This window comes from Chryseobacterium gambrini (assembly GCF_027920505.1).
Taxonomy (GTDB): Bacteria; Bacteroidota; Bacteroidia; order Flavobacteriales; family Weeksellaceae; genus Chryseobacterium; species Chryseobacterium gambrini.
In genome coordinates this window covers 3563197-3580151 of sequence record NZ_CP115857.1, presented here as the reverse complement: position 1 = coordinate 3580151, position 16955 = coordinate 3563197, and the positions used below count along the sequence as shown (strand labels likewise).

The window sequence follows — 16955 nt, the reverse complement described above, 5'->3', positions numbered from 1 at the left end:
TTTATCTCAAAAATTTATGCAACAAAAAACCTCATCATTTCTGACGAGGTTTTATATTTTAAATTCAAGTAAATGAATTATCCTTGCTTTCTGTGCGTGCTTTTAGGAGCAGATTTTGCGGCAGAAGTAGCTTTCACTTTTGGAGCTGTAGGTTTTTCTGCTTTTGGCGCTTTTTTAGGCGCTTCTTTTTCTACGTTTACTTCTTCTGTTGCTGCTTCACCTTCTAAAGTTTCAGGCTCTGCTTTTACGAAGCTTTCCGGAGTAATGTATCCTGCTTTCTGAAGGATGTTGTACCACTGCGCCAGTTTTTTGATGTCTGAAGCGTATACTCTTTCGGTATCGTAGTTTGGAAGAGAAGCCGTCATGAATTCTTTCAGTTCAGCATCTGTTGCTTTATGGTGGATCGCTTCTTTGTAATCGTAGTTTTTAGCAATATTTTCAAAAACTTCGAACAACGGAACTTCTTTATCAAAGGTAAACATCGCGATGTTATCCAACAAACTTACCTGACTGGAGTTTCCAATGCTTACTTTTTTCTTCGTGGTAACGTCTTCAATAATAAATCCGTTTCTTAATTGTGAAACTAATTTGAAAAGTCCTGGTTTTCCTGAAATTGAAATTATTTTTTCTAACAGCATAATTTTATTTTTTGTAAATTCTGCAATCGGCATTCCGCCTTTTGCTATTTAATATTCTTTTTATTTTAATTCAAACTTTATTTTGGAAATCTCATCTTGTAACCGATGCTTACATCACCCTGAGTAATTTTCGACAGTTTCCCTTTTACAAGCTTCTTTTTCAAGGCGCTTAAATGGTCTGTAAACAAAATTCCTTCTATGTGATCGTACTCATGCTGAATTACGCGGGCTCTAATATCGGAAAAAGTTTCTGTATGTTTTACAAAATTTTCGTCATAATATTCGATCACGATGGTTCCTTTTCTTTTTACGTCTTCTCTTACATCCGGAATAGAAAGACATCCCTCGTTGAATTTCCACTCTTCTCCGGATTCTTCAAGAATTCTGGCATTAATGAATACTTTCCTGAATTCTGCCAGTTCATCCTTAATATCCTCATAATCTTCATCTTCTGCCAAAGGACTTACGTCGATCACAAAAAGACGGATATCCAGTCCGATCTGTGGAGCAGCCAAACCAATTCCGTTGGCGCTGTACATGGTTTCGAACATGTTGCCTATCAATTCCTGTAGCTCGGGATAATCTTTATCTATATCCTTCCCTACTTTTCTTAAAACTGGGTCACCAAAGGCTCTTATCGGTAAAATCATCTTGTTCTTTGTTCTAAAAAATTCTGCAATATGATGGTTGCGCTTACTTTATCTATTAATCCTTTTTCCTGTCTTTTCTTTTTATTCTTTCCGCTTTGGGAGATAAAAAACGAAGCCATTTTGGAGGTAAATCTCTCGTCGAAGCGGTGTACTTTTATCATCGGAAATTCTTTCTGAAAAACTTCAATGAATTTTAAAATATCTGTTTCCACTTCGGATACATTCCCTTTTAAATCTGTCGGAAGACCGATTACCACTTCATCCACCCGATTTTCACCGAAATATTTCGTCAGAAAATCAATAATTAATGAAGTCTGCACCGTCTCCAGACCGCTCGCAATAATCTGCATATCATCCGTCGCAGCAATGCCGCAACGAGCTTTTCCGTAGTCTATTGCAAGGATTTGTCCCATAGGTTTGCAAATTTAGTAAATTTTAATGATTTTATTCCAAACACAGTTTTTTTTATAAATCAATGTTTTAATCCGCTAATTTTTTTATAATTTTAGTTATTCAAAAACAAAATTATGAAGAAACTCATCCTCGTAAGACATGCGAAAAGCGACTGGCCGGAAGAAACGGAAGACTTTGACAGACCATTGGCAGACAAGGGTTTGGAAGAAGCAATGCATATGTCCCGATTCATGAAAAACAATAACGTAGCGATCGATTACTTTGTATCGAGTCCCGCAGTACGCGCACTGAATACGTGCAAAATTTTCAACCAGACTTACCAGATCAGCATTAATACGAATGAGAAACTTTATAATCCTTCCGAAAGCAATTTCGAATCCGTAATCTACGATCTGGACGACAGCCACGAATCGGTTGCCTTCTTCTCTCACAACAACGGAATTTCCAATTTTGCGAATTCCATTTCCGAAGATATTTTCCATTTTCCAACCTGCGGTGTTGCCGGTTTCGAGATCGACTGCAATTCGTGGTCGGAATTCGACGGAGCCAAAAAGAAGCTGCTGTTTTTCTACGATCCGGGAAAGATTAAATAAATCGTCTGAAAAAAATTCCCCTCCTTTGGAGGGGTGGCGAAAATTCGAAAGAATTTTTGACGGGGTGGTTTTAGAATGTAGATAAGTGAATTTATGAAGGATCAATTTTTGGTTTAATACTATATTTAATTAATTTCAAATTTAACCTTAAATTGAGGGTTCGATGAGTATATAGCCACACGCTTTTTAACACTTAAGTCACATAAGATAAAAGATAAGGTTTGCGAATATTTTAGAACACTTTAGTTTTTAAAAATCTTTGATTTTTTTCTAATATGTTCTGAATATTTTCAATGGTTTAAAAAATTCTTCTGTGACTTATGTGTTAAAAGCTTTTTTGTGCCTTTAGAAGTTAAATAAAAAAGTTTAGTTTAATCAATAATTTTGGCTAAGCCCTTTTCTCACTTCAAAACAAAAAGACGAGCAAAAGCCCGTCCCTATTGATAATCATATTGAATGATTTTTCCTGAATTATTTTCTTTTCAGATCCAGATCATCAAAATCAAAACTGAAATCTGTAACGTCTGAAATTGCTTTTAATCTTGCGGATTGTGCTTTTCCGGTTTCATCATAATTAAAAATGATATACGCATCGGCATCGTAGCTTCTGTCGTCCCATTTGATGATGAAAGAATTATTGGAATACGGAAGAAGTTCTCCTTTCAGGCGTGGAGAACTTTTGCATGAGATTCTGTAGGTACTTCCCTGCTGCGCAATTTCCACATCACCAAACCACTGGTCGTTGTACATTCCTACAAACTGCTCCGGTTTTGGCTGTAAATTTTTATCTTTTTTAAATGTTTCAGATTTTGCAAAAGCTTCTTTTTTCTGCTTATCAAAACTTTCCTCCATTTTTTTCATCCGGTCGCCGTAGGTTTTCAGCCAGTTGCGGTCTGCAATTCCCAGATAAGAATCTTTCACGGTATTGGTAATCGTATTGAAAGCCGCTCCCGATTGCTGATTCGTTAAAACAACAATTCCCAGCTTCATATCCGGAATCAGCGTAAACTGCGTTACCGTTCCGATCAGTCCTCCTGTATGCTGAATTTGTTTATGACCTTTCACATCGCTTAAAAACCAGCCCATTCCGTATCCGTAGAAACTGGTATCATAAGGATTTTTCGCCGCCACACCACTCGGAATCTGTAAACTCCACAACTGCTGAACATTTTTATCTGAAACCAATTTTTTACCGTCTTTCGTTGTGAAATTATTCAACAGGAATTCTGCCCAAGTCGTCATGTCTTTAATATTACTCATAATTCCTCCGGCTGCGTTGGCTGTTTCGTTCCAGTCGTGAGGAACGGCAATAGCTTTTCCGTCTACCGGTGCATGAGCGTCAATTTTGTTCGCAACAGCTTTGGCTCTGTTATAGCTTCCGAAACTGGATGTCATTCCTACAGGTTTCATAATGCGCTGCTCGATAAATTCTGCCCAGCTTAATCCTGAAACTCTGTGGATTACTTCTCCGGCTACAATAAACATGATGTTATTGTAGTCTAAAGTTGTTCTGAAAGGATTTTCAGGCTTTAAATATCTTACGTTGTGAACGATATCGTTTACCGTTAAATTTCCGCCTTCCGGAAAGAACATTAAATCTCCCTGTCCCAAACCTAATCCGGCTCTGTGTGTCACCAGATCTTTAATAGTAACATTCTGCGAAACATACGGATCGTACATCTGAAATTCCGGAATGTATTTTGAAACTTTATCTTCCCAGTTCAGTTTTCCTTCGTCTGCTAAAATTGCCAAAGCGGTGCAGGTAAAACCTTTGGAATTGGAGGCGATTCCGACCAATGTAGTATCGTCCATCGGTTGTTTGGAAGTTAAAGAACGTACCCCAAAACCTTTGGAATAAATTACTTTTCCGTCTTTAATCACACCAACCGACATTCCCGGAACGTCGAAAGTTTTTAAAGTGTTCTGGACCAATTCATCCAGTTTTTTCTCTTCAACCTGCGCATTCGCAATCCCAACCGATAAAAGAAGAAGGAAAAAAGAAAGTTTCTGCTTCATTTTTAATTTTTTTCAAATGTAGTAAATAATGCGGTTTAAACTTTTCATATTATACTCAATAACAAAAAGTCTGTTTAAACTTTTATTTAAAGCTTTAATTATTACTTTGTATTGATTCTTCGAAACAAAATACTGAAATTTAAAAAGGACTTATCTGCAAAAGATTCTTCATTCCATAATGTTTCGCAAAATTTCATTCTGAATGACAGTTCTGAAACTAAAATTACAATTTGGTTTAAACTAATTTTAAAATCCTGCAAAAAGAAAATCTTTGATTTTTTTAACTTATATGCTCTTTTTTTTCATTTAAGTAGTAAACTTAAAAAACTAAAGTGTTAAAATCTTTTGCATCTTTTGTGGTAAAAAAGCTTAAACAAGTTTTTATTAATGAATATCATTACAAGCCTCAAATAATAACAGTTAACATTAAAGATGTTTATAAATCTTAAGAAAAAATAATTTCAAATCTTATCTTTGCAGAGAATTTTAAATAATGACGAAAATCCTGCTTCTTTCCGACTCTCATTCTTATATCGACGACCGTATTTTAGAATATGCAGGTCAGGTTGATGAAATCTGGCATGGCGGAGATTTCGGAAGTATGGATGTAATTGAGCAGCTTGAAAAGATAAAACCACTGAAAGGGGTTTACGGAAATATCGACAATGCGAAAATCCGTTCTGAATTTCCGGAAGTGAGTCGTTTTATGTGCGAAAATGTAGAAGTTCTGATGATTCACATCGGTGGTTATCCCGGAAAATATACGTCTTTGGCAAAGCAGGAGATTGCTGAAAAAGCTCCGAAGCTGTTTATTTCAGGACATTCGCATATTTTGAAGGCAATGTTTGATGAAAAAAACAATCTTCTCCACCTGAATCCCGGAGCGTGCGGAAAACAGGGATGGCATAAAATGCGGACAATGATGCGTTTTGTAATCGATGATACGGAAATAAAGGATTTGGAGGTTATTGAATTGGGACCGAAGTTTTAAAATAATTTTTAAACCATTAAGAAAAAAATTGAGGAGTTAAGAATAATAAGAGATTGCTTCGTTCCTCGCAATGACAGTACTATGAAAATAGGCGATAAAGTTTCTGTAGTAGATGAAGATTTAAGCGGGGTGGTAACTTCCGTGAAGGGAAATATCGTGGTTTTTAAAGATGAATACGGTTTTACGCATCAATATCCGAAGGAGAAACTGGTTCCGAAAATTTCGGATTTTTATGAAAATACTCCTATCATAAAAAAAGCGGAGCCGAAAAAGGTAATTTCCAAAGCACATCAGAAAAATCATTTGGTTCTTGATCTTCATTTTCATAATTTAGTTAAAAATCCAAATGATTACACCAGTTTTGAAAGACTTTTCATCCAAAAAGAAAGATTGGTGGAAACCATCAACTTTTGCAGAAAACACAATCTGAAAAGGCTGGAAATCGTACACGGAATCGGAGACGGAGTTTTGCAGAAAATGGTATTCGATACATTGGAAAGCCAGACGAATGTGGATTTTTATAATAAGGAAATACTTCATCATCAATCGGGTGCGGTAATGGTAGAATTTCACTAAATTTGCAGGAATCAAATTATGAATATACTTAATTTACTTTTTACCAAAGACGGATTAATCTACCAGATTGCTAAAAATAAGAGCATTGTGGAAGAGAAGTCGTATTTCGTGGATGAAGAATCTCCGGAAAACTTTATTTCGGATATGCTGGATAAAGTGCTTCTTCTGCAGAGATTTGATGAGATCCATGTGATTTCCGCACTCAATCATTTCACGCTAATGCCGGAAGGTTTTTCGGAGCATGAAGCCGGATTCGATCTTATCGCCTTCAACGCTCCTGTGGATAAAGAGAAAGAAGAACTGATGCTTTCGATTAATGAAAAGTTTAAAATTCAGTTTTATTATACATTCCCGAAGCATTTTTACAAAAAGATTAAAGAACTCGCGCTGCCTGTTCAGTTTAATTTTTCCGGTGAAAAGTTTTTAAATTCCATCAATAATAAAAACAGCAAAGAAATTCACATCAACCTGTATCATAACCAGTGTGAGTTTTTCGCGATAGACAACAAAAAAATTATTTTATACAACAATCTGGACGTTAATTCTGAAGTAGATTTTCTTTATTTCGTGATGTTTACGTTAAGCAAAATCGGTTTCGGAATCAATGAAACCAATTTCTACGCGTACGGAGAAACTACTGAAAATGAAACCTTTATTTCAGAGCTTCAGAAATTCGTAAAGAATCTGAAAATTGTATTTGATAATATTCCTTCTAAAAATTTTATATTAAATTAGGTTGCAGAAGATCAGATAGCAGGTTTTAGTTTATCTGCAATCTTTTACCTACAATCTAAAACCTATCAATTATGTACAGAATCATATCCGGCAAATGGAAAGCCAAGAAAATCGCCGCTCCGAAGAATTTTGATGTAAGACCGACCACGGATTTTGCCAAAGAAGCACTTTTCAGTATTCTGGAAAACACCTACGATATGCAGTCGGTTTCCGTACTGGATCTTTTTGCGGGAATCGGTTCTATTTCGTTTGAATTTGCTTCAAGAGGATGTCAGGATATTACGTCCGTAGAAATGAATCCGAAACATACGTCTTTTCTTAATTCTACCGCTTCTGAACTTGGATTCAGTCTGCAGGTAAATGTTCAGCGGGGTGATGTATTCGACTGGCTGAAGAAATTCAGAAACAAAAAATCTTTTGAAATTGTTTTCTCCGATGCTCCTTTCGAAATGGAAGAAAAAAAGTATCAGGAAATTATTTCTCTGGTTTTAAACAATAAATATCTGAAGGAAAACGGAATTCTAGTGATAGAACACCAAAGCCGAATGAAATTTGATCATCCGAATTTAATCGATACCCGAAAATACGGAAATGTAAGTTTCAGCTTTTTTGAACCGAATAAGGAAGAAACTACAGAAATACAGAATCAGGAATAATTTTCCTGATTTTTTGTTTTAAACAATTTTCACTTTTTCAGAAGAAACAACTGCGCTTTCACCCCATTTTGCAATTTCTTTTAAAAGAGGAAGCAACGTTTTTCCGAAATCTGTTAAAGTGTATTCCACCATTAAAGGCGGCTTTTCTGTGTACACTTTTCTGTCGATAATATGATCTTCTTCAAGCTGTTTTAGCTGTAAACTTAACGTTCTTTCTGTAATTGTGGGAATTAATTTTCTTAGCTCGTTGTATCTTTTTGCCCCATCAATCAGATAAAACAAAATCACGGCTTTCCATTTTCCGCCGATAAATCTCATGGTAACTGTTGTACAGCACGGATATTCTTTATTATCTATGGAATACGTTTTTTTCATACTATCATTTTAGACCGTTATTGCAAATATATCAAACATACATTAATTTTGCAACTATAAAAAATATAGTATAAAAATTATGAACTTTTTAGAAAAAATGAAATCGAGATATACCGTAAAAAAGTATAATCCTCAAGGTACAATAAGTGAAGAACAGATTCAGCAGCTTAAAGAAATTCTGCATTTAAGTCCATCTTCCATTAACAGTCAGCCATGGAATTTTGTGTTTGTATCGGATCCTAAAACAAAAATACAGCTTGCCGAAGCCTCTTATTTTAACAAAGAAAAAGTTCTGGACGGAAGTCACCTTATCGTTTTTCAGGCACTTAAAAATCCTGAAGATTTTGAAAAGCAGATTGAAGAAAATCTTCCGGAAGGTTCGGTAACTTATTATAAAACTTTTGTAAAACCGAAAGGAGAGGCCGAGATCAGATCGTGGCTGAAACATCAGGTTTATCTTTCATTGGGCGTTTTGCTTTCTGCGTGTGCAGATATGGGAATAGATTCTACTCCGATGGAAGGAATTGAAACTGAAAAGTATGATTCTATTTTAAAGAACGAAAAGTACGAAAGTGTTTTTGCGGTAGTGATTGGCGTAAAGTCTGAAGACGACAAAAACCAGCCGGTTCATACCCCGAAAAGAAGACTGGAAAGTAAAAATGTAATTCTGGAAATTTAATAGAGCTTATATTTTGGGAGCTTTTTCCCGCTTTCCGTACTCGCTATTTATTACTTTTTGGGCTGCGGCAGCTTCGCTGCCGCAGCCCAAAAAGTAATAAATGAGCTCAAACAAAACTTCAATCGGGGCTATTTCTGCTTACTCAATAGTATTAATACACCTGTTTTGTCATTCCGCAGAAATCTCGACCGAAATATTTTCTTTATGAATTGTTTTGGATCCTTCAGGATGACAAATCAAGCTGATAAAAATTACAGATTGATGTACAAAAAAAGCTGTTTCAGATGGAGACAGCTTTACTTTTTATAATACTTTCAATTCTAAATCGATTGTTTTTCCGAAGAATTTTTTTGAGATTTTTTCGAAGTTTTTCGTTAAATCCGAAAGATAGAAATGGTAATTCGGTTTTGGATTCTGCTCATTCAGCAGATGATACTTATCCAGAATGATTTTTAAATGATTGGCGACTATATTCGGGGAATCAATTACGCGGACACGGTTTCCGTAATATTGCTTGATTTCATCTATCAGTAACGGATAATGCGTACAACCTAAAATTAAAGTCTCAATATTCTTTAATTTACTGTTGCTCAGATAATTGTATATAATTGCATGGGTAATCGGGTGATTTTTAAAACCTTCCTCAATAGCAGGAACCAATAAAGGTGTTGCCAGTTCATCCACCTTGATCCATTTATTATGCTTTCTGATGCTTTTTTTATACAACCCTGAATTCACCGTTGCCTTTGTTGCGATGACCCCCACATTATTATGAATTTCATAGGAAACTTTTTCTGCAACCGGATTAATTACGTCAATCACAGGAACTTTTCCTGCAACAGACAGCATCACTTCATTCAGCGCATTTGCCGTTGCTGTATTACAGGCAATAACAATCGCTTTACAGTTTTGCTCCAACAGAAAATTGGTGATCTTTGTAGAATATTCGATAATCGCTTCCTTCGATTTTTCACCATACGGAAGATGTTTGGTATCGCCGAAATAGATCAGATCTTCGTTTGGAAGAAGTCTTTTTATTTCTTTGGCAACCGTAAGTCCGCCCACTCCGCTATCGAAAATTCCGATAGGCTGGTTTGGGAAAAGATGCGAATAATCTTGCTTTTTAGTTTTCAAAATTGAGCTGAAATTTTATACAAAAATAGTGAAATTGTTGGATGCAGGAAGATGGATGTTATAAGTTTTTCACAAACCGTTCTTCCGACTCCCGGCTTTAGACTTTCATCTTAGACGATGAACAGATCCGAAGCAATTCCGTCTGCCATAAACCAGTGTTTTTCCGGAATTTTAAGGTGGTTATTTTCTGTTACCAGAATTCCTTCTTCCAGCCTTGATTTGATTTCATTCTGAAAATGTTCTAAAATGCTGTCATTAAATTTTTCTTTTAAGCTTCCCAGATCAACGCCCCACATTGTTCGTAAGCCAATCATAATCATTTCATTAAACTGATCGTTTTGAGAAAGAAATTCCTCCTTTTTAGCCAAAAGATTTGAATTTAATTTTTTGATATACTGCTGATTGTTCGCGACATTCCAGCTTCTCACATCGAAGCCGTTATAAGAATGTGCAGAAGGACCAATTCCCAGATATTCTTTATATTTCCAGTAAGAAGAATTGTGTCTAGAATAAAAACCCGGTTTCGCAAAATTCGAAACTTCATAATGCTCAAAACCATTATCTTTCAGAAAATCCGATAAGTAGTAAAATTCTCTGTTCTGTTCTTCTTCCTTCGGGCTTTTTACTTTTCCTTTTGAGATCCAGTTTTCTAAAGCCGTTTTCGGCTCAACCGTTAAAGCATAAGAAGAAATGTGCGGAACTTCAAGCGCAATGGTTTTATTTAAATTCTCTTTCCAGATTTCCAGATTGGAAGTTGGCGAACCGTAAATTAAATCAATGCTTAAATTTTCAAAACCAAAATCCTGCGCTCTTTTGATGGAATCTTCGGCTTCGTTTGCAGTATGCGCCCGATTCATTAATTTCAGATCTTCTTCAAAAAAACTTTGGGTCCCGATTGATAATCTGTTTATCGGAGATTCCGACAGTCCTTTCAGAAAGTTTTTATCCAGATCATCAGGATTTGCTTCTAAAGTGATTTCGATATCCTTTTCAAAAGTAAAATGTTTTAATACCTCATCAATTAAAAATTTGATTTCATCCGGCGAAAGAATGGAAGGCGTTCCGCCACCAAAATAGAGTGACTGTAAGTTTTTGTTTTGCAATTCATATTTTCGGAGAAAGATTTCTTTCTTCATCGCAGCCAGCATTTCATCCTTAAAATTTAAAGATGTTAAAAAGTGGAAGTTGCAGTAGCTGCACTTTTGCTTGCAAAACGGAATGTGAATGTAAATCATAAAAAAAAGCCCTGAAAAAATTCAGAGCTCAAATTTATTTAAATTAAATCAATTAATATCTATAACCTCTGTGGTTAATGAAGTTATCGAAGTTATATCCTAACCCGATCATGAAGCTGTTTCCTCCATATTCCTGAATATCAGACAAACCTAAGTTGTAAGTAGCTCCAATCATAAATTTGTTGAATCTTACTTTTACAACCGGAGCAATCTGTAATTGCTGGCTGTCGAATCTGTTCTGAACAGATCTGTAGCTTACCCCGAAAGAGAATGCATTGATATCGTTGAAGAACGTTGCCATTAAGTTATAATCAATCGTTCTTGTAGAGTTCGTATTCAGGTTGATTAATGCTGAAGGCGTGAAATAGATATTATCACCAATATGCCAGTCATATCCTAAGTTTAAGAAAAACTTGATTGGAGAAGGCTCACGTCCGTTTACGATCGCTTCATCGTTGGTAAGGGCAATATCGTTAACGGAAACTCCTGCAAAAATATTTCTGTAAGTAGCCTGTGCTCCGAAGTTTGCATACGCCATGAAAATATTACTTTCACTTCCCTGCAATAATGGATCTGAAGCATCCTGCGTGTTAATCTTTGAATAATCAAAATTCATGTTGTAGAAGCTAACGCTTGTACCGAAAGAGAACTGATCTTTTCTGTCTCCGTCGCTGCTAAGAGGAATAAAATATGAAGCACCCGCTGTAATACCGCCCGCAGAAATAGGACCGTTGCTGTCTCTGAATACAGACAAACCTGCTCCCACTCTATCAAAGATGTTCGCGTTGATCCCTACCGACTGAACGTTTGGAGACTCACTGAACTTCGAAAATTGCTGCTGATAGTTAAGATTAAGCTGCACATAGTCGGTCTTTCCGTATTGTGCCGGGTTGAACAAAAACTCACCATCTAAAAGATATTGTTGATAGTACGGTAAAGTTTCTTGTGCTTTGTATGCATTTGACAAAAGAGCTAAACATACGATAGCATATAGTTTTCTCATAACAAATCTTGATTTCAATTCAACAAATATAAAAAAATTCTCAATATATTTTTAGTTTTCTAAATAATTTCTCCATTTTTTTACAGCATCCGCCATATCTTTCGGCATTGGGCTTTCAAAATATAATTCCTTCTTGGTAGTGGGATGTATAAATCCTAAAGTATGGGCATGAAGCGCGTGTCTGGGCAAAATTTCGAACACATTTTTTATAAACTGCTTATACTTAGGAAGATTCACTCCACGGAGAGGCGTATGTCCTTCATATCTTTCATCATTAAACAGTGTATGACCGATATGTTTGAAATGTGCTCTGATCTGATGGGTTCTTCCTGTCTCCAACTTACATTCTACCCAGGTCATGTATTTAAATCTTTCTAAAACCTTGTAATGCGTTACGGCATGCTTTCCCTGGCTTCCGTCTTCATACGTATGCATCTGCATCCTGTTTTTCGGGTGACGCCCGATATGCCCCTTTATTGTACCCGCATCATCCTGCACATTGCCCCAAACGAATGCCCAATATAACCTTTTCGTTTTTCTGTCAAAAAATTGTTTTGCCAAAAAGCTCAGCGCATATTCGTTTTTTGCAACAACCAGTAATCCGGAAGTGTCTTTATCAATTCTGTGAACCAGTCCTACCCTGTCGAGATCGGATTTTTCGCCATTCTGCTCGAAATGATACGCCAAAGCATTCACCAAAGTTCCGTCCCAGTTTCCGAATCCCGGATGTACTACCATTCCCGGATCTTTATCTACAACGATAAGATCATCATCTTCGTATACAATATTGATAGGAATATTTTGCGGAATGATAACATTTTCCCTCGGAGGATGTGCCAAAAGTACAGAAATCTGGTCTCCGGGTTTTACACGGTAATTCTGTTTTACCGCAACACCGTTTACGATAACATTTCCCGCTCTGCAGGTTTGTGAAATTTTATTTCTGGAAGAATTCTGACGGAAAATCAACAGAAACTTGTCGATTCTCAATGGTTCCTGACTTTTGTCTACCGTTATGTTAAGATGTTCATACAGTCCTTTATTTTCCTCATCAATATCAAGATTATCAATACTGTTCTGATCTAATAATTCTTCGTCCAAAAAATCTTCGTTATCTTCTGCCATTGTTTTATCTTTTATACAAAAGGCTTCAACATAATGAAAGTTGAAGCCTGTATTTTTTATAATAATTATCGTTTTATTCTACAACTACCTTTTTAGCTTTTGGCTTTTCTGCAGGTTTTTGTGTTGCAGCAGCAGGTTTATTTGCTGATGTATTATTACCAGAACTACTACCTGTATTGGAAGTAGTAGTCTTTGGTTTATTTTCAGTTACCGATGTAGCGGGCTTTACAGTAGCTTTAGAAGCATCTGTCTTTACCGCATCTGTGGACGGTTTAGGATTTTCTCTTCTCGGAGTTACAGGTGGTGGAGGAACGTCCTGTGAAGGTTCCTGACGAACTGGCATTTCCTGATACTGAATCGGAGGCAAAGCGGTATCTACTTTCATTCTGTAGGTAGAATTCAACTGTTCTATTTTAGCGCTCAATTCTGCAAGGGTTCTTTTACTCGCCCAAAGGTCAATCTGCATTCCCTGATCCCGAACATCTCCGGCTGCAGGATCCTGATAATAGATAACATCGGATTCGTCCTTGCTTCCGTCTTCATGATCCACAAGACCTACTTCAAACATACTTCTTGCAATGACCTGTCTCGCTTCTTTCACCGTTAATCCTACAACATTAGGAATCGCAATGTTTCTCATTGGTCCGGAACCTATCACGACATCCACCGTAGAGAATCTTGCCAGTTTTGTTTTCGGTTTTACTTCATTTCCGTTAAATAATATACGGATCACAGCATCTTTCTGAATGCTTGGCTCATAGATGGTATCTCCGACCTTCAGACCTACCTGTTCCAGACGCTGGAAAGCAAGACCTGAATATTTATTGATTACATCCGGAACTTCAACTTTAGCCCAAGTTCTTGGATTTACTCTTAACTGAATTGCTCTTCCGTCTTTTACACGGGAACCCGGAACGGGATACACCTGTAAAACCTGAAAAGGTCTGTATTTAGGATCATAATTAAAACTGTCCACTTCATATTCCAATCCCGAATCATCCAATATTTTGATGGCTTCCTGTACAGATTTGTTAACGATATTTGGAACGGGAATTTCCTGACCATGATTGGTATGATATTCTAACCAACGAAACGTAAGCCAAACCAACCCCACAAAAACACCGATGGCTACGACTAAGTTCAGTAAAACTTTCCAATTGAAAAGTGATTTAAGCATACTTAAAATGACTATAATTAGACAGCAAATATAACTAATAATTTTAGAATGTGCTTTTAATTTAACACATTTCACTTTTGATTTTAAAATTTCAGGTTTTAGGTTTACGCGTTGTATAAAATCATTAAATTTGCCTTAATTGATACTAAACAAAAATGAGCAAAAAACAAGTTGCCGTAGTGATGGGAGGCTATTCAGACGAATATGTTGTATCATTGAAAAGCGGACAATTAATCTACGATTCTTTAGACAGAAATCTTTACGATGTATATAAAGTAGTTATCCTGAAAGATGAATGGTATTTTTTAGGCGAAAATGGGCAGAAATTTCCCATAAACAGAGGAGATTTTTCTGTGACTTTAGATAACAATGCCCCATTGAAATTTGATGTATGTTTCAATATCATCCACGGAACACCGGGCGAAAACGGAATTCTTCAGGCGTACTGGGACGCGATCGGACAGAAATATACGGGATGCGATTTTTATCAGAGTGCTTTAACATTCAATAAAAAAGATACTTTAGCGGTACTTTCAAAATACGGAATTCCTTCTGCGAAGAGTGTTTATTTAAGAAAAGGAGAAGAAATTAAGGTTGATGAGATTATAGAAACTCTTGGCTTGCCTGTTTTTGTGAAACCCAATCAGTCGGGATCATCTTTGGGAATTTCTAAAGTGAAAGAAAAGGCTGAATTCCTTGCCGCAACTGAAATTGCATTCAAAGAAGATGATGAAATATTAATTGAAAGTTTTCTTGACGGAATGGAAGTTTCCGTAGGAGTGATCGATTATAAAGGAGAAACAATTGTTCTGGGAATTACAGAAATCGTTCCTACCAACGAATTTTTCGATTATGAAGCCAAATATGAAGGGGCTTCTGAGGAAATTACGCCTGCAAGAATCGACGATGAAACAAGAATCCGCGTAGAGGAAATCGCAAAAAGAGCTTACAATTCTCTTGGGATGAGTGGTTTCTCAAGAAGTGAATATATTCTGATGGACGGAATTCCTTATATGCTGGAAATGAATACGAATCCGGGATTTTCTCCTGCAAGTATTCTTCCGCAGCAGGCAAAAATCTACGGAATTTCCATTACAGATCTTTGCGGAAACGAGGTTGAAAAAGCATTACAAAAAAATTAAAAGGCTGAAAGATGAAGGATAGAAGCCGGAAGTTTATCACTCTATATTTCTCACCTCATCATTCATAATTTATAACTATAATTTATCACGCATGAAAATTGCTGTTTTTCCGGGGTCATTCGATCCGATTACTTTAGGACATTACGATATCATTGAGAGAGCGGCGCCGCTTTTTGATAAACTGATTATTGCTATCGGGCAGAATTCCCAGAAAAAATATATGTTTCCGCTGGAGAAAAGGATGGAATTCATCCAGAATTCCGTTGCGGAATTCCCAAACGTGGAAGTGGATTATTTTGAAGGATTAACCGTTGATTACTGCTTTGAAAAAAATGCACAATACATCATCAGAGGTTTAAGAAATCCTGCCGATTTTGAGTTTGAAAAAGCGATTGCCCACACCAACAGAACTTTAGCGCACAAAAAACTGGAAACGGTATTTTTATTAACGTCTTCAGGAAAATCTTTCATCAGCAGCAGCATTGTAAGAGAAATCATCAATCACGGCGGAGAATATGAGCTTTTGGTTCCGGATTCGGTGAGAGTAGAGAAAAAATAGAATAATTGATAAATGATGATTGATCATTGATTTTTCATTCATCATTTATCATTTATCATTCATAAAACATGCACGAACAGTTCAATTTTGCCATAGAAGTTTTGGGAACGATATCATTTTCGATGTCGGGAAGTTTTGCGGCGATGCAAAAGCGGCTCGATCCTTTCGGCGTGCTGATTATTGCTTTTGTAACTTCTGTTGGCGGTGGAACCGTGAGAGACCTTCTGCTTGATATTCCGGTTTTCTGGATGCATGATTTGCTTACATGCGCATTGATTATTCTGACCAGTATTTTCACTATGATTTTTAAATCTTTTGAAAAAAACTTTCGGGTTACTTTATTTATTTTTGACAGTTTCGGACTGGGATTGTTTACGATTATTGGCGTTCAGAAGGGTTTAAACGCGGATATTCATCCATTAATCTGTATCGGATTGGGAACAATCACAGGTTGTTTCGGTGGAATTATAAGGGATATATTGCTCAACAGAATTCCTTTAATTTTCAGGAAAGAAATTTATGCAACCGCCTGCATTGTGGGAGGTTCCGCCTTTTTACTGCTGACAAAATTTACTACTTTAACGTATACTATTGTTCAGATTTTTACCATTCTATTAATTGTTTCCATAAGAACTTTAGCTGTGAAATATCATTGGCAGATCCCGAAATTTTACGGGTATGAGAATAATTCTGAGATGTAATGTATGAAAAAATGCATTTCTTTTTTGATTTTCTCATTGTTTCTCTCTTGTCACCATGAGAGTAATTTTGATTTAGAAAAAGATTTATATCAATTTTCAGACAAAATGAAAAATGGCGATACTATTGAAGTAAGTGTAAATCATTCAGCCTGTCTATTTTTATCTCATGAATTGTATACTTTTATCAAACAAAAAGATACTGTATTTCTTCAGACCTATTCGGAAATAAGTTCATTTGAAAAAAGAGAACAGACATTACCAAAAATAGTTTACCACGCAAGCAATAAAAATCAATTGAGCTTTGAGAATTATTTTAAATATTTATCCAAAGAAAATAAACCAAAAACGGAAACAAATTCTGCAATTGTAAGCATTCATTATAAAAACAAAGCCCAAGCAAAATCTTTTTACAGTGATGATCTGCGAGATAGATTTGAAAAATTAGATCGTTTTGGATTACTCCGAAAGAAAATTTATCCTAATGATACATTCTTTAAATCACCAGAACCTCCACCTCCTAAATTCGCAAAATAAAAAGCACCTAAAAAATTAGATG

Annotated in this window: 20 protein-coding genes; 10 read left to right on the top strand and 10 right to left on the bottom strand. The window is 36.1% G+C overall.

The window, feature by feature from the left end:
• Window positions 1–77: 77 nt before the first annotated feature.
• From PFY09_RS16520 to ruvX, 3 genes are all read right to left on the bottom strand, one after another.
• Window positions 78–638: a DUF5606 family protein gene (locus tag PFY09_RS16520; protein WP_271160397.1), complete on the bottom strand. Its 561-nt coding sequence runs from the start codon at window positions 636–638 to the stop codon at window positions 78–80.
• A 77-nt stretch (window positions 639–715) separates the two neighbouring features.
• Complete coding sequence (def, locus tag PFY09_RS16515; RefSeq protein WP_271160396.1) at window positions 716–1288, bottom strand: peptide deformylase; 573 nt, start codon at window positions 1286–1288, stop codon at window positions 716–718.
• Window positions 1285–1701: a Holliday junction resolvase RuvX gene (gene ruvX, locus PFY09_RS16510; RefSeq protein WP_116098477.1), complete on the bottom strand. Its 417-nt coding sequence runs from the start codon at window positions 1699–1701 to the stop codon at window positions 1285–1287. The genes def and ruvX overlap by 4 nt, the downstream gene beginning before the upstream one ends.
• 114 nt (window positions 1702–1815) lie before the next feature.
• Between ruvX and PFY09_RS16505 the strand changes: the two genes are divergently transcribed.
• Entirely contained in the window at window positions 1816–2295 is a 480-nt protein-coding gene (locus tag PFY09_RS16505) for a SixA phosphatase family protein (protein ID WP_076393059.1), read from the top strand.
• Window positions 2296–2766: 471 nt separating this feature from the next.
• Here PFY09_RS16505 and PFY09_RS16500 read toward each other — a convergent pair whose 3' ends face one another.
• Window positions 2767–4311, bottom strand: coding sequence for a serine hydrolase (locus tag PFY09_RS16500; RefSeq protein WP_271160395.1), 1545 nt, complete (start codon window positions 4309–4311; stop codon window positions 2767–2769).
• Between the two features lie 493 nt (window positions 4312–4804).
• On the opposite strand from PFY09_RS16500, the gene PFY09_RS16495 reads away from it, so the two are divergent.
• From PFY09_RS16495 to PFY09_RS16480, 4 genes are all read left to right on the top strand, one after another.
• Complete coding sequence (locus PFY09_RS16495; RefSeq protein ID WP_271160394.1) at window positions 4805–5302, top strand: metallophosphoesterase family protein; 498 nt, start codon at window positions 4805–4807, stop codon at window positions 5300–5302.
• Window positions 5303–5383: 81 nt separating this feature from the next.
• Window positions 5384–5878: a Smr/MutS family protein gene (locus PFY09_RS16490; RefSeq protein WP_076393067.1), complete on the top strand. Its 495-nt coding sequence runs from the start codon at window positions 5384–5386 to the stop codon at window positions 5876–5878.
• An 18-nt stretch (window positions 5879–5896) separates the two neighbouring features.
• The gene (locus PFY09_RS16485) at window positions 5897–6613 is read left to right on the top strand and encodes a DUF3822 family protein (protein WP_087705790.1); all 717 of its coding nucleotides are present in this window, start codon (window positions 5897–5899) and stop codon (window positions 6611–6613) included.
• Window positions 6614–6684: 71 nt separating this feature from the next.
• Window positions 6685–7269, top strand: a complete 585-nt coding sequence (locus PFY09_RS16480; RefSeq protein WP_087705788.1) for an RsmD family RNA methyltransferase — start codon at window positions 6685–6687, stop codon at window positions 7267–7269.
• Window positions 7270–7287: 18 nt separating this feature from the next.
• On the opposite strand, the gene PFY09_RS16475 is transcribed toward PFY09_RS16480, so the two are convergent.
• Entirely contained in the window at window positions 7288–7644 is a 357-nt protein-coding gene (locus PFY09_RS16475) for a winged helix-turn-helix transcriptional regulator (RefSeq protein WP_271160393.1), read from the bottom strand.
• 79 nt (window positions 7645–7723) lie between these two features.
• Here PFY09_RS16475 and PFY09_RS16470 point away from each other — a divergent pair, with 79 nt between their 5' ends.
• Window positions 7724–8323, top strand: a complete 600-nt coding sequence (locus tag PFY09_RS16470; protein WP_271160392.1) for a nitroreductase family protein — start codon at window positions 7724–7726, stop codon at window positions 8321–8323.
• Window positions 8324–8626: 303 nt separating this feature from the next.
• Here PFY09_RS16470 and murI read toward each other — a convergent pair whose 3' ends face one another.
• From murI to PFY09_RS16445, 5 genes are all read right to left on the bottom strand, one after another.
• A complete protein-coding gene (gene murI, locus PFY09_RS16465) occupies window positions 8627–9457 on the bottom strand; it encodes a glutamate racemase (RefSeq protein WP_271160391.1) in 831 nt (276 codons plus the stop codon).
• A 110-nt stretch (window positions 9458–9567) separates the two neighbouring features.
• Entirely contained in the window at window positions 9568–10692 is a 1125-nt protein-coding gene (gene hemW / locus PFY09_RS16460; RefSeq protein WP_271160390.1) for a radical SAM family heme chaperone HemW, read from the bottom strand.
• A gap of 52 nt (window positions 10693–10744) precedes the next feature.
• A complete protein-coding gene (locus PFY09_RS16455) occupies window positions 10745–11695 on the bottom strand; it encodes a PorP/SprF family type IX secretion system membrane protein (RefSeq protein ID WP_116547704.1) in 951 nt (316 codons plus the stop codon).
• 51 nt (window positions 11696–11746) lie between these two features.
• Window positions 11747–12820, bottom strand: coding sequence for an RluA family pseudouridine synthase (locus PFY09_RS16450; RefSeq protein WP_268052862.1), 1074 nt, complete (start codon window positions 12818–12820; stop codon window positions 11747–11749).
• A 73-nt stretch (window positions 12821–12893) separates the two neighbouring features.
• Window positions 12894–13997 carry a PASTA domain-containing protein gene (locus PFY09_RS16445; RefSeq protein ID WP_271160389.1) on the bottom strand — a complete coding sequence of 368 codons (1104 nt, stop codon included), beginning with the start codon at window positions 13995–13997 and terminating at the stop codon, window positions 12894–12896.
• Between the two features lie 155 nt (window positions 13998–14152).
• On the opposite strand from PFY09_RS16445, the gene PFY09_RS16440 reads away from it, so the two are divergent.
• The 4 genes from PFY09_RS16440 (at window position 14153) to PFY09_RS16425 (ending at window position 16933) form a co-directional block, all read left to right on the top strand.
• Window positions 14153–15139, top strand: a complete 987-nt coding sequence (locus tag PFY09_RS16440; RefSeq protein WP_271160388.1) for a D-alanine--D-alanine ligase — start codon at window positions 14153–14155, stop codon at window positions 15137–15139.
• A 91-nt stretch (window positions 15140–15230) separates the two neighbouring features.
• Window positions 15231–15698: a pantetheine-phosphate adenylyltransferase gene (gene coaD / locus PFY09_RS16435; protein ID WP_072885455.1), complete on the top strand. Its 468-nt coding sequence runs from the start codon at window positions 15231–15233 to the stop codon at window positions 15696–15698.
• Between the two features lie 68 nt (window positions 15699–15766).
• The gene (locus PFY09_RS16430; RefSeq protein ID WP_076393091.1) at window positions 15767–16399 is read left to right on the top strand and encodes a trimeric intracellular cation channel family protein; all 633 of its coding nucleotides are present in this window, start codon (window positions 15767–15769) and stop codon (window positions 16397–16399) included.
• Between the two features lie 3 nt (window positions 16400–16402).
• Entirely contained in the window at window positions 16403–16933 is a 531-nt protein-coding gene (locus PFY09_RS16425) for a hypothetical protein (RefSeq protein WP_256038541.1), read from the top strand.
• Window positions 16934–16955: the final 22 nt, after the last annotated feature.